The organism is Paracoccus methylovorus, assembly GCF_016919705.1.
In the GTDB taxonomy this organism is placed as follows: domain Bacteria; phylum Pseudomonadota; class Alphaproteobacteria; order Rhodobacterales; family Rhodobacteraceae; genus Paracoccus; species Paracoccus methylovorus.
The window spans coordinates 328,665-345,553 of the sequence record NZ_CP070368.1 but is presented as its reverse complement, the minus strand read 5'-3'; the positions used below and the strand labels follow the sequence as shown (position 1 = coordinate 345,553).

Here is a 16,889-nt window from a genome sequence, read left to right as displayed (position 1 = left end):
GTTTTCCTTTCTTCACCTGTCGTCAGGGGAACGCACCGGCGCACCCTGGGTTTCATGCCCATTCCGGCCCGGCCGCGGGGCCGAGAAGCTGCCGCCCGGCATGAAGCCCGCGCCCAGCGGCAATGCAGCGGCCCCCAGCGTGCGGGCGCGGCGGCCAAGGGTTCCGGCGCGCACCTCGGGCAAGGTGATGCCGTGATGGCGCATTCCAGCCAGACTGGCCGCGGTCGCCCGCACCAACGCGCCGCGCAACCCGGCCGGCATGGCGCCGTCGATCACCACCAGCGGCAGGTCCAGGGCAGCCACCGCTCCCAAGGCCGCATGGGACAGCACTCGCGCCGATTCGTCCAGCCATTCCCGGACGATGGCAGGCGCCAAGTCCCACTCCGCGTCATTTAGCGGCAGCTCGCGCGCCAGCGCCATCTCCAGCACCGAAACCGAGGCCACATCCAGCACCTGTCGCCCGCCCGGCACCGGATATGAACCCATCGCCCCGGCATTGCGCGACGGACCCAGCCGCAGGCGGCCATCCAGCACCACACCCCCGCCGGCGAAATGCGCGATATAGAAATACAGGAAATCGCGGGGCAGATCCTCTGTGCCGAACATCATCTCGGCCCCGCATGCGCATGAGCCGTCGTTCTCCAACCAGACCGGCATGTCCAGCGACTCGGCCAGTTCCGCGCGCAGGTCGCGACCACGCCACGGCTGCATCTCTGGCGCCCAATCCCACAGGTAAAAGGGACTGGCAATGCCCATGCCAGACAGCCGCCCGCGCTGCACCTGCGTCAACCCCGACAGGATTCGCGCGGTGCCAGAGGCAGCAAAATCGCGGATCGCGTCAGGATGCGGATAGGCATGGGGCAGCACGAGGATCTGCCGGGTTTGACCGGCGAAATCGACCAGCACCAGCTCGGCCACCCGCCGCCCGACCTTGAGACCCAGAAACAGCGCCCCCTCGGGCGCCAAGGCAAGCGGGCGAAGCGGCTGGCCGACCTTGCCCCGCTTGCGCTCGCCCTCGGCATCCAGCAGGCCGGCAGCGATCAACTCACGGGTGATGTTGGTGACGGCCTGCGCCGACAGCCCCGTGGCCTGGGCCAGCTCGGCCCGGGGCATCGGCCCGTGGCGGCGAATCAGCCACAGGATCTTGCGCTCATTCTGGCTGAGGCCGCCGTGCTGTGTCGGTTCGGTCGGCGTGGTGCTGGGCATGGTGATTCCTCTCTACGCCACATAAATCAACGAGATTGATTTATTGACAAGCCCTCGTTTCTTCGGCAGCCTTTCGACGGGAGGCGGCGGCTAAACCCGCCCAGAGGAGGAACAACATCATGACCACGACCAAACTGCTGCGCGCGGCGCTGGCGGGCACGGCCCTGACCCTGATTGCCGGCGTGGCACAGGCCGACAGCGCCTGCCTGATCACCAAGACTGACACCAACCCCTTCTTCGTGAAGATGAAAGAGGGCGCGCAGGCCAAGGCCGCCGAATTGGGGATCGAGCTGAAATCCTATGCCGGACGCATCGACGGCGACCACGAAAGCCAGGTTTCCGCCATCGAGGCCTGCATCGCCGACGGGGCCAAGGGTATCCTGATCACCGCCTCGGACACCAAGGCCATCGTCGATTCCGTTCAGGCTGCGCGGGACGCGGGTCTGCTGGTCATCGCGCTGGATACGCCTTTGGACCCGATCGACGCGGCGGATGCGACCTTTGCCACCGACAATTTCAAGGCCGGCGAACTGATCGGGCAATGGGCCAAGGCCACCATGGGCGATGGCGCGGAAAGCGCCAAGATCGCCATGCTCGACCTTGGCATCTCGCAACCCTCGGTCGATGTTCTGCGCGATCAGGGTTTCCTGCAAGGTTTCGGCATCGAACTGGGCGACCCGGCGAAATGGGGTGACGAAACCGATCCGCGCATCGTCGGGCATGAGGTTACCTCGGGCAACGAAGAGGGCGGGCTGAAGGCGATGGAGACGTTGCTGGCCAAGGATCCCGATATCAATCTGGTCTATACGATCAACGAACCGGCCGCCGCCGGCGCCTATGAGGCGCTGAAGGCCGTCGGACGCGAGAATGACGTGCTGATCGTCTCGGTCGACGGCGGCTGCCCCGGCGTTCAGAACGTCAAGGAAGGCGCGATCGGCGCCACGTCGCAGCAATATCCGCTGGACATGGCGGCGCGGGGCATCGAGGCCGTCGCCGCCTTCGCCAAGGATGGCACCAAGCCCGCCCCGACCGAGGGCAAGGATTTTGTCGATACCGGTGTCCAACTGGTTACCGACAAGCCGGCCGAGGGCGTTGAATCCATCGACAGCGCCAAAGGCGGCGAGCTTTGCTGGGGCTGAACCCCAAGTGATCGCAGGGCGGGGAGTGCCTCGCCCTGACTTTAAGGCAAGGGTGCTGCCTGCGGTGCCTTGCGAAAGGGGAAAGCCGGTCCATGTCATCCGACACCAAGACGGCCGCCAGCTATGAAGAGGGCCTGCAGGGCGCCTCTGACAAGGTTGCCGAGTTCCAGGAACAGAAAACCGCCCTGAAACGGCTGCAGCAATGGTTGCACATGACGCCCTCGGCGGTGCCGATGATCGTGCTGGTTGCCGCCGTCATCACCTTCGGCCTGCTGTCGCCGAATTTCTTCAAGGCGGTGACGCTGTCCACCATCCTGCAACAGATCGCCATCGTCGGCATTCTGGGCTGCGCCCAGTCGCTGGTGGTGCTGACCGCGGGGATCGACCTTTCGGTCGGCGCAATCGCGGTGTTTTCCTCGGTGCTGATGGGGCAGTTCACCTTTCGCTATGGCATCCCGGCGCCTCTTGCCATCGCCTTGGGGCTGACAGCGGGGGCGGCCATGGGCTTTGCCAATGGCTGGCTGGTGGCCCGTATCAAGCTGCCGCCCTTTATCGTCACGCTGGGCACGTGGCAAATTATCCTGGCCGCGAACTATATCTATTCCGCAAACGAAACGATCCGCTCGTCGGAAATCGCGCAGCACGCCCCCGCCCTGCAATTCTGGGGTTATTCGATCCAGCCCTTCGGGGTAAAAATCCTATATGCCGTGTTCCTGATGGTCGCGTTGGTCGCGGCCCTTGCCTATGTCCTGCGCCATACCGCCTGGGGCCGCCATGTCTATGCCGTGGGCGACGACCCCGAGGCCGCAGAACTGGCCGGAGTGCGCACCCGCCGCGTTCTGATCCAGGTCTATACTCTGGCGGGTCTGTTTTGCGCTGTGGCGGGCTGGGTGATGATCGGCCGCTTCGGCTCGGTCTCGCCCTCGGCCTCGACCGGGCAACTGGGCAATATCCAGTCCATCACCGCGGTGGTGATCGGGGGGATTTCGCTTTTCGGCGGACGCGGCTCAATCGTCGGCATGTTCTTTGGCGCGCTGATCGTCGGCGTGTTCGAGATGGGGCTAAAGATGGTCGGAACCGATCCGCAATGGACCTTTTTCCTGATTGGGTTGCTCATCATCCTTGCCGTCGCAGTGGATCAGTGGATCAGAAAGGCATCGGCATGACACAGGAACCACTTTTGAAGGCGCATGGTCTGGTCAAGCGATACGGCAGGGTGACGGCGCTGGATCAATGCGACTTCGACCTGATGCCGGGCGAGATTCTGGCCGTCATCGGCGACAACGGTGCCGGAAAATCGTCGCTGATCAAGGCACTGTCGGGTGCGATCCAGCCCGACGACGGGCAGATCACGCTGGAGGGCCGGCCCGTGCGGTTCGCAAGTCCGCTGGATGCGCGCAGCCACGGCATCGAATGCGTCTATCAGACCTTGGCCATGTCGCCCGCGCTTTCCATCGCAGACAACATGTTCATGGGGCGCGAATTGCGCAAACCCGGCATCATGGGCAAATGGTTCCGCAAGCTCGATCGCCCGGCAATGGAGAAATTCGCCCGTGAGAAACTGACCGAGTTGGGGCTGATGACGATCCAGAACATCAACCAGACGATCGAGACGCTTTCCGGCGGACAGCGTCAGGGCGTCGCAGTGGCGCGGGCCGCTGCCTTCGGTTCCAAGGTGGTGATCCTGGACGAGCCGACGGCGGCGCTTGGCGTCAAGGAAAGCCGTCGCGTGCTGGAACTGATCCGCGACGTCCGCTCGCGCGGCATCCCCATCATCCTGATTTCGCATAACATGCCGCATGTCTTCGAAGTGGCGGATCGCATCCATATTCATCGTCTGGGCCGGCGGCTGTGCGTCATCAAGCCCGACGATTATTCCATGTCGGATGCGGTGGCCTTCATGACCGGGGCCAAGGTCCCCGAGGAAGCGGCGACGGCAGCCTGAACTGCACGGGAATGGGGGGCGCTGCCCCCCGTCCTTCGGACTCCCCCCGGGATATTTTTGCATGGAAGAAATACTGGATCGGATTGCAGGGCTGGGACCCGGAAGGCGGATTGTCGCAATTGCCGGCGCACCCGGTTCCGGCAAATCGACGCTGGCCGCACAGCTTGTCGCCGTGCTGAAAGGTGCGGTGCTGGTGCCGATGGACGGGTTCCATCTGGACAATCGGTTGTTGGACCCGGACGGGCTGCGCGGGCGCAAGGGCGCCCCCGAGACCTTTGATGCCGAGGGTTTCGTCGCGCTGGTGGAACGGCTGAAGGCAGGAGGCGAGGTGATTTATCCCGTTTTCGACCGGGCGCTGGACATGGCCATAGCCGGCGCGGGCCGGGTTCGGGCCGAGAGCCGGTTGGTGGTGGTCGAGGGCAACTACCTGCTGCTGGACCGCCGCCCGTGGCACAAGCTGGCCGGATTGTGGGATCTGTCGGTCATGCTGGATGTGGCGATGGAGGAGTTGGAGCGGCGCCTGACCACGCGTTGGCAGGGGTTTGGCTGCCAGCCTGCCGAAATAGCAGCGCATCTGGACAACGACCTTGCCAATGCGGAACTGGTGCTGCGCGATTCGCTGCCTGCCGATCTGACAGTTGGGCCGGCGTCTATTTCCGCGGCCGGAACGCCTTGATCCGGGTCGGGTCGGTTTCGACATAGGCCGCGCCGATCAGGTCGAGGCAATAGGGCACTGCAGCGAAAACTGCGTCAAGGCAGGTGGCGATGGCCGAGGGCTTGCCCGGCAGCGTGATCATCAGCGTCGCACCACGGATGCCTGCGGTCTGGCGCGACAAGATCGCGGTCGGCACCTCGCGCAGGCTGGCGCGGCGCATCTCCTCGCCAAAGCCGGGCAGTTCCTTTTCGATGGCGTCGGCCATGGCCTCGGGCGTCAGGTCACGCGGCGCGGGGCCGGTGCCGCCGGTGATCAGGATCAGGTCGGCGCCTTGGTTGTCCGCAAGGTCGCGCAGGCAATCGGCGACGATTTCGCGTCCGTCCGGAATGATCCGGCGCGTTATGTTCATGGGCGAGGTGATGGTGGCGCGCAGCCAGTCCTCGGCCCCCGGACCACCCTTATCCTCGTATTCGCCACGGGCAGCGCGGTCCGAGACGGTGACGATGGCGATATGGGCGGGGCGGGTCATGGCGGTGCCTTGGCTGAAAAAAGGCCGCGGGGGCTGCCCGCGGCCGGTTCGTTTACTTGAATTTCGCGTTGCGGTTCGCGACCAGCTTCAGCCGCAGTGCGTTGAGCCGAATGAAGCCCGCCGCGTCCTTCTGGTCATAGGCGCCGGCATCGTCTTCGAAAGTGACGTGCTTTTCGCTGTAGAGCGAATGATCCGACCAACGACCCACGCAGTTCACCGAACCCTTGTAGAGCTTGAGCCGCACCGTGCCGGTCACACGCTCCTGGCTTTTGTCGATCAGCGCCTGCAGCATCTCGCGTTCGGGCGAATACCAGAAGCCGTTATAGATCAGCTCGGCATAGCGCGGCATGATCGAGTCCTTGAGATGCCCCGCGCCGCTGTCGAGCGTGATCTGTTCGATGCCGCGATGCGCCTCCAGCAGGATGGTGCCGCCGGGGGTTTCGTAAATGCCGCGCGACTTCATGCCGACAAAGCGGTTTTCCACGAAGTCGAGGCGACCGATACCGTGCTTGCGGCCGTATTCGTTCAGGTCGGTCAGGATCGTCGCCGGCGACAGCGCCTGGCCATTGATCGCCACCGCATCGCCTTTTTCGAAGCTGATCTCGATATATTCGGGCTGATCGGGCGCGTCCTCGGGGTTCACCGTGCGCTGATAGACGTAATCGGGCGCTTCCTCGGCCGGATTTTCCAGCGCTTTACCCTCGGACGAGGTGTGCAGCAGGTTCGCATCGACCGAGAACGGCGCCTCGCCACGCTTGTCCTTGGCGATCGGGATCTGGTTCTGTTCGGCGAACTCGATCAGCTTGGTGCGCGAGGTCAGGTCCCATTCCCGCCACGGCGCAATCACCCGGATAGAAGGGTCGAGCGCATAGGCGGACAGTTCGAACCGCACCTGATCGTTACCTTTGCCGGTCGCACCATGGGCGATGGCATCGGCGCCGTGCTTATGCGCGATCTCGACCAGATGTTTCGAGATCAGCGGCCGGGCAATCGAGGTGCCCAGCAGATACAGCCCTTCGTAAACCGCATTGGCGCGGAACATCGGGAAAACGAAATCGCGAACGAATTCCTCACGCACATCGACGATGTGGATGTTTTCCTGCTTGATGCCCAGCAGTTCCGCCTTTTGGCGCGCCGGCTCCAGCTCTTCGCCCTGGCCCAGATCGGCGGTGAAGGTGATGACCTCGCAACCATACTCGGTCTGCAGCCATTTCAGGATGATCGAGGTGTCGAGCCCGCCCGAATAGGCAAGGACGACTTTCTTCGGCGCGTCGGACATGCGTTAACCCCCAGTGGAATTTCGGCAGGGAATAGGACCAATCGCTGGTTGGAACAAGGGGAAGGGCGAAATAACACGCCTTCATTTGCAACAGAAAACAGGAACGCTCTTTTACCTCGCAGCCAGGCTGACCGATTATCTGCGACAAAGGGCAGAGCGGCCGTGCGGCACCGACAGCCCAGAATCCGGCAAATACGTCAGGGCATGCAGGGCTGCAGAAATAACCGTGACCAACGGTGAATGCGCGAACGCCCTTGCGAATCCACGCATTTCGCGCCATGGCCGGGACATGGAAAACTTTGCCGCCTCTGTCCGCCAGGCAGAGATCGCACTGCGCGACCTCTTCGAGCCGACGCCCCTGCAGAAGAACGACCACCTCTCGGCCAAATATGGCGCCGAGATCTGGCTGAAACGCGAAGATCTGACGCCGGTGCGCAGTTACAAGCTGCGTGGCGCCTTCAATGCCATGCGCAAGATCGGCGCCGGATCGCAGGGCCATTTCGTCTGCGCCAGTGCCGGAAACCACGCGCAGGGCATGGCCTTTGCCTGCCGGCATTTCGGCACCCGCGGCACCATCTTCATGCCGGTCACCACGCCGAAACAAAAGATCGACAAGACACGCATCTTTGGCAACGGCGCGGTCGAGATCGTGCTGACCGGCGACTATTTCGACCAGACGCTGGCGGCGGCGCAGGAGTTCGCCCGGGCGCAGGGCGCGACCTTCCTGTCGCCCTTCGACGACGCGGATATCATCGAAGGACAAGCCACAGTCGGGCTGGAACTGCTTGACCAACTGGGCGGTGCGGCGCCCGATATCGTCGTGCTGCCTGTCGGCGGCGGCGGTCTGGCCGCCGGTATCACCCGGCTGCTTTCCGAACTTTCACCCAACACCCAAGCCGAATTCGCCGAGCCCGAAGGCGGCACCAGCCTGCGCGAGGCGCTGCTGTCGGGCGCGCCCGTGACGCTGCCCGTGGTGGACAATTTCGTGGATGGCGCGGCCGTGGCGCGAATCGGCGACCTGCCATTTCGCGCACTTTGCGGCTTTGGTGCCGATCGGGTCCATGCCGCGCCCGAGGATCGCATCTGCACCACCATGCTGGAGATGCTGAACATCGAGGGCATCGTGCTGGAACCCGCCGGGGCGCTGGCGGTGGACGTGCTGCGCGACATCCCCGACCTGACCGGCAAGCGGGTGGTCTGCATCTGCTCGGGCGGGAATTTCGATTTTGAGCGCCTGCCCGAGGTCAAGGAGCGCGCCCAGCGTTTCTCGGGTCTGAAGCGTTACTTCATCCTGCGCATGCCGCAGCGACCCGGCGCGTTGCGCGATTTTCTGCAGTTGCTGGGCCCCGAGGACGATATCGCGCGGTTCGAATACCTGAAAAAGTCCGCGCGCAACTTCGGCTCGGTCCTGATTGGTATCGAAACCACCACCCCCGAGCATCTGGAGCGGTTGTGCGAACGGCTGGAAACGGCGGGAATCGGCTATCGCGATATCACGCGCGATCCGGTGCTGGCCGAATTCCTGATCTGACCCAAGCTCTTGCGCTGGTCTACACACGGCACGCCTTTCTGTAAGGATGCGGCAACGGGCCCAACCGGCAGATCAGCGCCTGTGTCGAGGCGGAATAGCTGATCGACAAAGGCTGTGTATCGACCTTATCGGGGCGGCCGCGCGCCCACCCGCAGCACATAGATTGACGGAATGGGCAAAGCCCAGATTTCAGGCGCAGCTTTTCGGAAAATGCAGGTCGGTTTCCATTTGCGGCGCGTGACGGCGCAACAGACGCATGATGACGCCTTCAACCTCGTCCAGAAACAACATCAGGATCAGCCGGAATTCAGCAGCGCCGCCCCCCGCCGTTCATTGATACGGTCGCAATCCAGCATAGACAGCCCTCGGAGATATTACGCTCTCCTCATGGCACATATTTCATCTCTAATGTCTTAATCGCGAAAATTGTCTGGATTAACTGGCCGTTCAGAGCCTGTGACTTAGACCTTGGCAATGATGATCCTCGATGCACAGGCCGTAAGTTCCATGTCGCACAGCCAGCGGCTGGTGCTGCTTGTCGACGACAGCCGGGCGCAAAGACGGACCCTGCGCATGCAACTGCTCCGCGCCGGTTATCAGGTGGTCGAGGCATCGAACGGCGACGAAGCCACCCGCCTCTGTCTAGAGCGGCGACCGGACATCGTGATTTCCGACTGGATGATGGCGGGCCAAAGCGGGCTGTCGTTCTGCCGCCGCTTCCGCGAGATGCAGTCCGATCGCTATGGCTATTTCATCCTGCTGACCTCTCGCAGCGACAAAAAGGACGTTGCCGAAGGGCTGCGCGCCGGCGCCGACGAATTCCTGACCAAACCGATCTCAGGGGCGGAACTGCTGGCCCGGCTTTCGGCCAGTGAGCGCATTCTGCGCATGGAGGAAAGCCTGCGCAACGCGAACGCCCAACTCAGCACTACGCTGACACAGTTGCGCGAAACCCAGGCCGCGATTGAACGCGACCTGCGCGAGGCGCAGCGCCTTCAGCAAGGGCTGGTGCGGGAACGACATGGCCGCTATGGCGATTTCGACCTGTCGCTGCTAATGCGCCCGGCCGGCCATATCGGCGGCGATCTGGTGGGCTTCTTCCCGATCAACGCCCGTCGCGTCGGGCTGTTCGCGTTGGACGTCGCGGGGCACGGCGTCGCCTCGGCCTTGCTTTGCGCCCGGCTTGCGTCGCTGCTGTCGGGGGCGGCGGACCAGAACATCGCCATACGCATGACCGAGCAGGGACACTACGCCGCCCCCTCTCCATCCCGGGTCCTGCGCCATCTGAATACGCTGATGATCGAAGAGTTGCGGACCGAAATCTATTTCACCATGGTTTATGCCGATCTGGATTTCCTGACCGGGCAGGTGCGGCTGGTGCAGGCGGGCCATCCCCATCCGATGCTGCAACGCGCCGATGGCCGGATCCAGCGTATCGGTCAGGGCGGCTTGCCCGTCGGGGTGTTCCTAGACGCCGAATATGACGAGGTGAAACTGACGATCTGCCCCGGCGACCGGTTGTTCATCAGTTCTGACGGCCTGACAGAAAGCGAAAATGAGCATGGCAAACCACTGGGCGAAGACGGGCTGCAAGCCATCCTGCGCACCAATGCCACGCTTCAGGGCGAAGCACTGCTCGAATCGATCTGCTGGTCTGCGGCGCATTACGCCGGCGGGCAACGCAACGACGACATCTCGGCCGTATTGATCGAGCGGCGAAAGGCAGGCGTTGCCCGATGGGGCTGATGCAAAGCTCAAATCCGGCGCAACGCCGCTCGCACGAAAGCACGCGAACCCGGGTCGGGCAGCAACCGTTCGACCTGCGGCAGAGGCACCCAATGCGCCTCATGCCCCGGTTCGGCAGGCGCTCCGCGCCGGACCACCGGACGTGCCAGCCAAACGGTGCAAAGCTTTTCCGCCCAAAACCCATATTCCGGCATATGGCAAAAGCGCCGGTAACTGCCCAAGCGGCGCGGAGAGCCGATACTCCAGCCGGTTTCCTCACGAACCTCGCGATGCAGCGCCGCCAGGGAGGATTCTCCGGGATCGATGCCCCCACCGGGCAGTTGAAACTCCGGTTCTGGGGCTTGTTGAAAGGTCAGCAGCGCCGCCCCGTCGCGAATCAACAATGCATAGGCCCCCGGCCGCAAACGATAGGCGCGCCGCTCCGGCGGCAAACCAAAACGCGGTATCATGCAGTTCCCCTACCTTCCCCGACACAGGATGCCTGCAACCCGGGCGGCCCGCGCTTCACGCCACAAAACTTCTCTGTTGACCAAATACCCATGCGACGGTGCCGACCGCATCAACCTGCCCATCTGAAAGCGCCGCCATATGCAAAAGCCGCGCAAACCCAAAGGCTTGCGCGGCTTTTGTTTTATGGTGCCCAGGAGAGGACTCGAACCTCCACGCCTTGCGGCACACGGACCTGAACCGTGCGCGTCTACCAATTCCGCCACCTGGGCAGGTCGCGTGAGCCGGGTGATTAAGCCCAGCCGCAGGGGGTGTCAACGGGGGATCGACAAAAATCTTCGGCGGCTTCGGATCTTTTTCCCGCACCCGATCTTATCGCCGTTTCCATGCGTGCCCCCGCGGCTTGACAGGCCGACCGGAGCGCATGTCGGATGGGCAATACCCTGTCCTTTCGGTCAGGTTGCTGCCGCAAAGCACGCGGGACTAGAAATCCTTACAGAAGTTATTTGTCACCAGTTCTCTGATAAACGGATTTTCCATGGACGATCTCAAGACCCGTGAATGGGATGCCATCGTAATCGGCACAGGGATCGGAGGGGGAACGGCAGGCCGGCGCCTGGCCGAAGCAGGGTTGTCCGTCCTTTATATCGAGAAAGGCCCGGATCTGGGCGACACGGCGCTGTCCGCGCTTGGGTTGGAAACCCGCGACCCCGAGGAACGCATGGCCCATGGCGCCTGGCCACGCATGTTGGAAGCGCAGCTCGACGGCACCTGGTACGAATTGGACGGCATGATCGGCGCCGGCGTCGGCGGAACCTCGGCCTTTTACGCAGCGACGCTGGAACGACCCGAACGCCACGATCTGGATACGTCCAGCGATTATCCCCACCCCACGGGCGGCTGGCCCGTCGGCTATGACGAGATGCGGCCTTGGTTCGAACTGGCCGAGCGTTATTTCCACATCAATGGAGAAGTCGATCCGCTGGCGCCGGCCGGTGCCCGCATCTTGCCGCCGGTCCAGTCGCTGCCAGCTTCCGACGCGGCGCTGATGACGGCTTTGCGAAGCGCAGGGATGCATCCCTATCGCACGCATATGGCGGCGCGCTTCGTCCCCGGCTGCGAAAACTGCTTTGGCCAGCGTTGCACGCGTCGCTGCAAGATGGATGGCCGCACCGCCGGTGTGTTGCCGGCACTGGAAACGGGACGGGCTGCCCTGATCGACCGCTGCTCGGTTACCCGGATCGAGGCCGACGGCCAGCGTGTCCTGGGCGTGACCTGCCGCCGTGACGGGTATGAATTCACCTTGCGCGCCCGAACCTATGTGCTGGCGGCGGGCGGGCTGGCCTCCCCCTCGCTGCTGCTGCGCTCGGCCAGTGAGGCGTGGCCTGACGGGTTGGGCAACCGCAACGGGCTGGTCGGCCGCAACCTGATGTTCCACCTCAGTGAGATCATCGCCATTTGGGCCGGACAAAGTCGGCGCGAAAACGGTGCTTCGCGTTCGATCAGCATGCGCGATCTGTATTTCATGGACGGCCAGCGTTTCGGCACGGTGCAATCCATGGGCCTGACCGCTGGATATGGCGAGATATTGCATGCGCTGCACGGCCGCTTCGATCAGTCGGCGCTGCGTCGTATCCGCCCGCTGCGGCACGGGTTGCGCATTCCCGCCATGATCGCGGCGCGGATGCTGGGCAATGCCAAGCTGTTCGTCGGTGTGCTGGAAGATTTGCCCTATGCGCATAACCGCGTCCTGGCCGATCCGGCAGATCCCGACCGGATGCGGTGCAGCTATGATATCTCGGACGAGTTGCGCAGCCGGCGCGCCGCCTTTCGCAAGGCATTGCGCACAGCGTTCCAACCGCATCGAGCAATGTTCATGGGCGCCGCCCCACAGCTGAACTTTGCCCACCCCTGCGGCACGCTGCGCTTTGGCACCGATCCGGCGACCAGCGTGCTGGACCCGGATTGCCGGATGCATGGGATCAGCAATTTCTTCGTGGCCGATTCCTCGTTCATGCCGACTTCGAACGGGGTAAATCCCAGCTTGACCATCGCCGCCAATGCGCTGCGCGTCGCGGACGCAATCGTCGCAGGCCAGCGGGCACGGCTTGCCGCTGGCGAAAGCCTTGGGTATTGAACGGACAAGCACGCACGAAGGGAGCGCCGCATGTCCGCAGCCAAGCTTGTCACCATCTATGGCGGGTCTGGATTCCTGGGCCGGCAGATCGCCCGGACCATGGCCGCCGAAGGTTGGCGCATCCGGGTCGCCGTCCGCCGTCCGAACGAAGCCGGCGTCGTCCGCACCTATGGCTCACCCGGTCAGGTCGAGCCGGTCCCTTGCAACGTCCGTGACGATCTGTCCGTAACCGCCTGCATGGCCGATGCCGATGCCGTCATCAACTGCGTGGGAATCATGGTGCGCGAGGGCAAGAACACCTTCGACGCCATTCACGAAGAGGCTGCCGCCCGCATCGCCCGCATCGCAGCGGAACAGGGCGTAAAGCGTTTCGTGCATGTCTCGGCCCTGGGCGCGAATCCTGACTCGACCAGCAGCTATGCTGCCTCGAAGGGCCGGGGCGAAACCGCCGTGCTGAGCCATCGCCCTGATGCGGTGATCCTGCGGCCATCCGTCCTGTTTGGGTCGGACGACCATTTCTATAACCGTATCGCCGCGATGACGCGGCTGGGGCCGATCCTGTTCGTTCCGGGCGCCAAGACGCAGATGCAGCCGGTCTATGTCGCAGATGCGGCACTTGCGGCAGCCATGGCGGCTGCCGGCGATGCCGAGCCGGGCATTTACGAACTCGGCGGCCCCGATGTCGTGACCATGCGCGAGGCGGCGCAGCAGGTGCTGACCGCCATCGACCGCCGCCGCGCCATCATCGGCCTGCCGCGCTGGCTGGCCGGGGTGATGGGGTTCGCGCTGGATATGGTGCAGACCGTTTCCGGCGGGCTTTTGACCAACCGCATCCTGACCCGGGATCAGGTGCGCCTGCTGGCCGCGCCGAACCGGGTTTCCGGTCAGGTCAAGACTTTTGCCGATCTGGGCATTGAACCGACGGCCGCCTCTGCCATCATCGGGGAATACCTGTGGCGCTTTCGGTCGGCAGGCCAATATGAGGCGATCACCGCCTCGGCGAAGAACATGCGCGATAGCTGATGGACTACAACACCATCGTTGCCGCCGCCCTTGGTCTGCTTGAGGGGCTGACCGAGTTCATTCCCGTGTCTTCAACCGGCCATGTGCTGTTGGCAGGGCATTTCCTGGGTTTCGAATCGCCGGGCCGTGCCTTTGAGGTGTTGATCCAGCTTGGGGCGATCTTGGCCATCCTGGGCGTCTATGCCGGGCGGTTGTGGCGGATTTTTTCCACGGCACCGCATGATCCGCACGCGCGGCGCTTTATCCTGGCGGTGCTGCTGGCCTTTCTGCCTGCCGTGGTGATCGGGGTGCTGGCGCATCGGATCATCAAGGAAGTCCTGTTCGAAACCCCTGCTCTGATCGCCGTGATGCTGATCGTCGGCGGTGTGGTGTTGCTGTTCGTGGATCGGATGGCAAACCGGCCGCGCTATTTCTCGGCCGAGGATTTCCCGCTGCCGATGGCCGTCAAGATCGGCTTCATCCAATGTCTGGCAATGATTCCGGGGGTCTCGCGCTCGGGCGCCACCATCGTCGGTGCCCTGCTTCTGGGCGCGGACAAGCGTTCTGCCGCGGAATTCAGCTTTTTCCTGTCGATGCCGACGATGCTGGGTGCTTTCGTCTTTGACCTCTACAAGAACCGCGACATTCTGGATTCGGCGGCGACCGGGAACATCATCGTAGGGTTTGTCTGCGCCTTTCTGGCCGCTGTCGTCGTGGTGCGAGGGCTGCTGAATTATGTCTCGACCTATGGCTATGGCTTCTTCGCTTGGTGGCGAATCGTTGTCGGCGCCGTGGTTCTGCTGGCTTTGCAGGCAGGTTGGTAAACCAAGTTGACCTATTTTCCGCATCCGCAGCATGAAAAAATAAAGGCGAGACGGAAAAATCGTTAATTAGGTAAGTGTAGCTGACTTTTATTTGATGACGGCCTGATTTATCAGGCGATGAACACCCTCGTCATCGAAGGACGCGCAGCCATGGCCACGCAAAAGATGCTTAAATTCGTCACGATCGGGCGTGAGATGCCCCAGAAACGTGACGCAGCATCCCGCTCGGAAGATTTTCACGAAATCTATCGCGAGTTTGCCGACGCCAAGGCCAAGGAACAGGCCAGCCGGTGCAGCCAATGCGGCGTACCCTATTGCCAAAGCCATTGCCCACTGCACAACAACATTCCCGACTGGCTGCGCCTGACCGCCGAAGGCCGCACACAGGAAGCCTATCTGCGCAGTCAGGAAACCAATACCTTCCCCGAGATCTGCGGCCGCATTTGCCCTCAGGACCGGCTGTGCGAGGGGAACTGCGTCATCGAACAGTCCGGCCACGGCACGGTGACCATCGGCGCCATCGAGAAATACATCACCGACACCGCATGGGAGGAAGGCTGGATCACCCCCGTCGCGCCCCTGCAGGAACGGCCCGAATCCATCGGGATCATTGGCGCGGGTCCCGGGGGCCTTGCCGCTGCCGACCGGCTGCGCCGCATGGGCTATCAGGTGACGGTTTATGATCGCCACGACCGCGCCGGCGGGCTGATGATCTATGGCATCCCCGGCTTCAAACTGGAAAAGCAGGTGGTCGAGCGGCGCACCCGGCAGCTTGTCGATGGGGGCGTGGAGTTCGTGCTGAACGTCAATGTCGGCGTGGATATCAGCTTTGACGCCATTCGTGGCAAACACGATGCGGTGCTGATCGCCACGGGCGTCTACAAGACCCGCGATCTGGACATCGACAATGCCGCCGCGCGCGGCGTGGTCCGCGCGCTGGATTACCTGACCGCGTCGAACCGTGTCGATCTGGGCGACGAGATCCCCGATTACGAGGACGGAGAGTTAAACGCCCGCGGCAAACGCGTCGTGGTCATCGGCGGCGGCGACACGGCCATGGACTGCGTGCGCACCGCCATCCGTCAGGGCGCGCAATCGGTGAAATGCCTTTATCGCCGCGACCGGGCGAACATGCCGGGCAGCCAGCGCGAGGTGCAAAACGCCGAAGAGGAAGGCGTTGAGTTCGTCTGGCTTTCCGCCCCCGGCGCTTTCAGCGGTCATGTCACCGGCGAGGCGATGGTGGCGCAGGAACGCGACGTGGACGACACGGGCGAGATCCCGACCATCAGCGCCGTGCGTGTGCAAAAGATGCGACTGGGCACGCCGGACGTCTCGGGCCGGCAGACGCCGGAACTGATCGAGGGCGCCGATTACGACGAACCGGCGGAACTGGTTATCAAGGCACTGGGTTTCGAACCCGAGGAACTCCCGCGCCTTTGGGGGGTGGACGGTTTGGACGTGACGCGCTGGGGCACCATCAAGGCCGATTACCAGACGCATCAGACCAGCCTGCCGGGCGTCTTTGCCGTGGGCGATATCGTGCGTGGCGCCAGTCTGGTGGTTTGGGCGATCCGTGATGGCCGCGAGGCCGCCGACAGCATCGTTGGCTACCTGTCCGGCGCGGCCCGCGTCGCCGCCGAGTAAGAAGGAGCGTGACCATGGAACTCCAACCATGCACCAGCTGCGCGCCACACGGGCTGCGCGCCCTGCCCGCAGTGCTGATGGCCGGAATGGCAACCGTACTGTCCTTTCTGGCCCAGCCGGTTGCCGCGGCGAATTTCACCCCGCCCTCGGGCTGCAAGCTGGAAATCACCGTGCAGAACCGCGGTTGCACCGTCTCGCAGCATTACCGCTGCAGCGCGGATGCGCCGGGTGATCAGCGCGTGACCTATTTCACCCGCGAAGGCGCCACCTTCCAGTCGCGCATCGACCGCGAGACGCGCTGGATGGAAAGCACCGATCTGCGCAGCGGCCTGACGGATGTGCTGGAGGATGAGGCGCAGGACCATGCCTCGTTCAGCACCCTGCTGAGCACCGGGCGCGACGATTTCGATTTCTGGACCCGCTCGAACAGCGGCGAGCGGCTGCGTCATGTCGGTCATGACGAGCTGACCGGCGAAACGGTGCAGATCGACGGCGTGACGCTGGAGATGACGCGCTTTGACCTGACCACCTTCAGTGAATCGGGTCAGCAACTGATCCACCGCAAGGGTCAGCAGTTCATCAGCCGCACGCAGGGGCGGTTCTACGGCGGGGTCGAAACCTCCGAGGACTGGACCGGCGCGGTGCAGCAGACCAACGACAGTCCGGTGACGTTCTCGTTCCCGGGCCAGGCCGGCTTTGGCTCGACCACGCCGGAATATGATTGCGACCTGCAGATGGTGGGCGGCGAAGGTGCCGGCATCCTGTGGCAGCTTATGAAGGAGGCACGGACGTGAAGGACTGTGAC

General features: G+C 63.4%; 15 protein-coding genes and 1 tRNA gene. 11 read left to right on the top strand and 5 right to left on the bottom strand.

Annotation, left to right across the window (positions count from 1 at the left end; translation table 11 throughout):
- Positions 1-12: 12 nt before the first annotated feature.
- On the bottom strand, positions 13-1,206 hold the full coding sequence (locus JWJ88_RS01700; protein WP_205294393.1) for an ROK family transcriptional regulator: 1,194 nt from the start codon (positions 1,204-1,206) through the stop codon (positions 13-15).
- 119 nt (positions 1,207-1,325) lie between these two features.
- Here JWJ88_RS01700 and JWJ88_RS01695 point away from each other — a divergent pair, with 119 nt between their 5' ends.
- From JWJ88_RS01695 to JWJ88_RS01680, 4 genes are all read left to right on the top strand, one after another.
- Positions 1,326-2,345, top strand: coding sequence for a sugar ABC transporter substrate-binding protein (locus tag JWJ88_RS01695; RefSeq protein ID WP_205294392.1), 1,020 nt, complete (start codon positions 1,326-1,328; stop codon positions 2,343-2,345).
- Between the two features lie 92 nt (positions 2,346-2,437).
- The gene (locus tag JWJ88_RS01690) at positions 2,438-3,511 is read left to right on the top strand and encodes an ABC transporter permease (protein WP_205294391.1); all 1,074 of its coding nucleotides are present in this window, start codon (positions 2,438-2,440) and stop codon (positions 3,509-3,511) included.
- The gene (locus JWJ88_RS01685; RefSeq protein WP_205294390.1) at positions 3,508-4,290 is read left to right on the top strand and encodes an ATP-binding cassette domain-containing protein; all 783 of its coding nucleotides are present in this window, start codon (positions 3,508-3,510) and stop codon (positions 4,288-4,290) included. Before JWJ88_RS01690 ends, JWJ88_RS01685 begins: the two co-directional genes overlap by 4 nt.
- Positions 4,291-4,351: 61 nt before the next feature.
- Positions 4,352-4,966, top strand: a complete 615-nt coding sequence (locus tag JWJ88_RS01680) for a nucleoside/nucleotide kinase family protein (RefSeq protein WP_205294389.1) — start codon at positions 4,352-4,354, stop codon at positions 4,964-4,966.
- Here the strand turns inward: JWJ88_RS01680 and mog are convergent.
- Together mog and JWJ88_RS01670 are read right to left on the bottom strand one after the other, a co-directional pair.
- Positions 4,941-5,474: a molybdopterin adenylyltransferase gene (mog, locus tag JWJ88_RS01675; RefSeq protein WP_205294388.1), complete on the bottom strand. Its 534-nt coding sequence runs from the start codon at positions 5,472-5,474 to the stop codon at positions 4,941-4,943. The genes JWJ88_RS01680 and mog overlap by 26 nt on opposite strands.
- A gap of 52 nt (positions 5,475-5,526) precedes the next feature.
- Complete coding sequence (locus JWJ88_RS01670) at positions 5,527-6,753, bottom strand: argininosuccinate synthase (protein ID WP_205294387.1); 1,227 nt, start codon at positions 6,751-6,753, stop codon at positions 5,527-5,529.
- A gap of 289 nt (positions 6,754-7,042) precedes the next feature.
- Between JWJ88_RS01670 and ilvA the strand changes: the two genes are divergently transcribed.
- Together ilvA and JWJ88_RS01655 are read left to right on the top strand one after the other, a co-directional pair.
- Entirely contained in the window at positions 7,043-8,284 is a 1,242-nt protein-coding gene (ilvA, locus tag JWJ88_RS01665; protein WP_205295095.1) for a threonine ammonia-lyase IlvA, read from the top strand.
- A gap of 474 nt (positions 8,285-8,758) precedes the next feature.
- Positions 8,759-10,030, top strand: coding sequence for a PP2C family protein-serine/threonine phosphatase (locus JWJ88_RS01655; protein ID WP_205294386.1), 1,272 nt, complete (start codon positions 8,759-8,761; stop codon positions 10,028-10,030).
- A gap of 8 nt (positions 10,031-10,038) precedes the next feature.
- On the opposite strand, the gene JWJ88_RS01650 is transcribed toward JWJ88_RS01655, so the two are convergent.
- Positions 10,039-10,479 carry an NUDIX domain-containing protein gene (locus JWJ88_RS01650; RefSeq protein WP_205294385.1) on the bottom strand — a complete coding sequence of 147 codons (441 nt, stop codon included), beginning with the start codon at positions 10,477-10,479 and terminating at the stop codon, positions 10,039-10,041.
- Positions 10,480-10,664: 185 nt separating this feature from the next.
- Positions 10,665-10,749 (bottom strand) — tRNA-Leu (locus tag JWJ88_RS01645).
- A 266-nt stretch (positions 10,750-11,015) separates the two neighbouring features.
- On the opposite strand from JWJ88_RS01645, the gene JWJ88_RS01640 reads away from it, so the two are divergent.
- The 5 genes from JWJ88_RS01640 (at position 11,016) to JWJ88_RS01620 (ending at position 16,878) form a co-directional block, all read left to right on the top strand.
- Entirely contained in the window at positions 11,016-12,614 is a 1,599-nt protein-coding gene (locus tag JWJ88_RS01640; RefSeq protein ID WP_205294384.1) for a GMC oxidoreductase, read from the top strand.
- A 30-nt stretch (positions 12,615-12,644) separates the two neighbouring features.
- Positions 12,645-13,637, top strand: coding sequence for a complex I NDUFA9 subunit family protein (locus JWJ88_RS01635; RefSeq protein ID WP_205294383.1), 993 nt, complete (start codon positions 12,645-12,647; stop codon positions 13,635-13,637).
- The gene (locus JWJ88_RS01630; protein WP_407673872.1) at positions 13,637-14,440 is read left to right on the top strand and encodes an undecaprenyl-diphosphate phosphatase; all 804 of its coding nucleotides are present in this window, start codon (positions 13,637-13,639) and stop codon (positions 14,438-14,440) included. Before JWJ88_RS01635 ends, JWJ88_RS01630 begins: the two co-directional genes overlap by 1 nt.
- 150 nt (positions 14,441-14,590) lie before the next feature.
- Positions 14,591-16,084: an NAD(P)-dependent oxidoreductase gene (locus JWJ88_RS01625; RefSeq protein WP_205294382.1), complete on the top strand. Its 1,494-nt coding sequence runs from the start codon at positions 14,591-14,593 to the stop codon at positions 16,082-16,084.
- A gap of 14 nt (positions 16,085-16,098) precedes the next feature.
- Positions 16,099-16,878: a hypothetical protein gene (locus tag JWJ88_RS01620; protein ID WP_240200173.1), complete on the top strand. Its 780-nt coding sequence runs from the start codon at positions 16,099-16,101 to the stop codon at positions 16,876-16,878.
- The last annotated feature ends 11 nt before the right edge of the window (positions 16,879-16,889 follow it).

Bases quoted from the DNA above. Each gene is read 5' to 3' on its own strand.
- JWJ88_RS01655 (WP_205294386.1), top strand. From the start codon at position 8,759: ATGATGATCCTCGATGCACAGGCCGTAAGTTCCATGTCGCACAGCCAG.
- JWJ88_RS01690 (WP_205294391.1), top strand. From the start codon at position 2,438: ATGTCATCCGACACCAAGACGGCCGCCAGCTATGAAGAGGGCCTGCAG.
- JWJ88_RS01650 (WP_205294385.1), bottom strand. From the start codon at position 10,479: ATGATACCGCGTTTTGGTTTGCCGCCGGAGCGGCGCGCCTATCGTTTG.
- mog (WP_205294388.1), bottom strand. From the start codon at position 5,474: ATGACCCGCCCCGCCCATATCGCCATCGTCACCGTCTCGGACCGCGCT.
- JWJ88_RS01695 (WP_205294392.1), top strand. From the start codon at position 1,326: ATGACCACGACCAAACTGCTGCGCGCGGCGCTGGCGGGCACGGCCCTG.
- JWJ88_RS01630 (WP_407673872.1), top strand. From the start codon at position 13,637: ATGGACTACAACACCATCGTTGCCGCCGCCCTTGGTCTGCTTGAGGGG.
- JWJ88_RS01680 (WP_205294389.1), top strand. From the start codon at position 4,352: ATGGAAGAAATACTGGATCGGATTGCAGGGCTGGGACCCGGAAGGCGG.
- JWJ88_RS01700 (WP_205294393.1), bottom strand. From the start codon at position 1,206: ATGCCCAGCACCACGCCGACCGAACCGACACAGCACGGCGGCCTCAGC.
- JWJ88_RS01685 (WP_205294390.1), top strand. From the start codon at position 3,508: ATGACACAGGAACCACTTTTGAAGGCGCATGGTCTGGTCAAGCGATAC.
- JWJ88_RS01640 (WP_205294384.1), top strand. From the start codon at position 11,016: ATGGACGATCTCAAGACCCGTGAATGGGATGCCATCGTAATCGGCACA.
- JWJ88_RS01625 (WP_205294382.1), top strand. From the start codon at position 14,591: ATGGCCACGCAAAAGATGCTTAAATTCGTCACGATCGGGCGTGAGATG.
- JWJ88_RS01670 (WP_205294387.1), bottom strand. From the start codon at position 6,753: ATGTCCGACGCGCCGAAGAAAGTCGTCCTTGCCTATTCGGGCGGGCTC.
- JWJ88_RS01635 (WP_205294383.1), top strand. From the start codon at position 12,645: ATGTCCGCAGCCAAGCTTGTCACCATCTATGGCGGGTCTGGATTCCTG.
- JWJ88_RS01620 (WP_240200173.1), top strand. From the start codon at position 16,099: ATGGAACTCCAACCATGCACCAGCTGCGCGCCACACGGGCTGCGCGCC.
- ilvA (WP_205295095.1), top strand. From the start codon at position 7,043: ATGGAAAACTTTGCCGCCTCTGTCCGCCAGGCAGAGATCGCACTGCGC.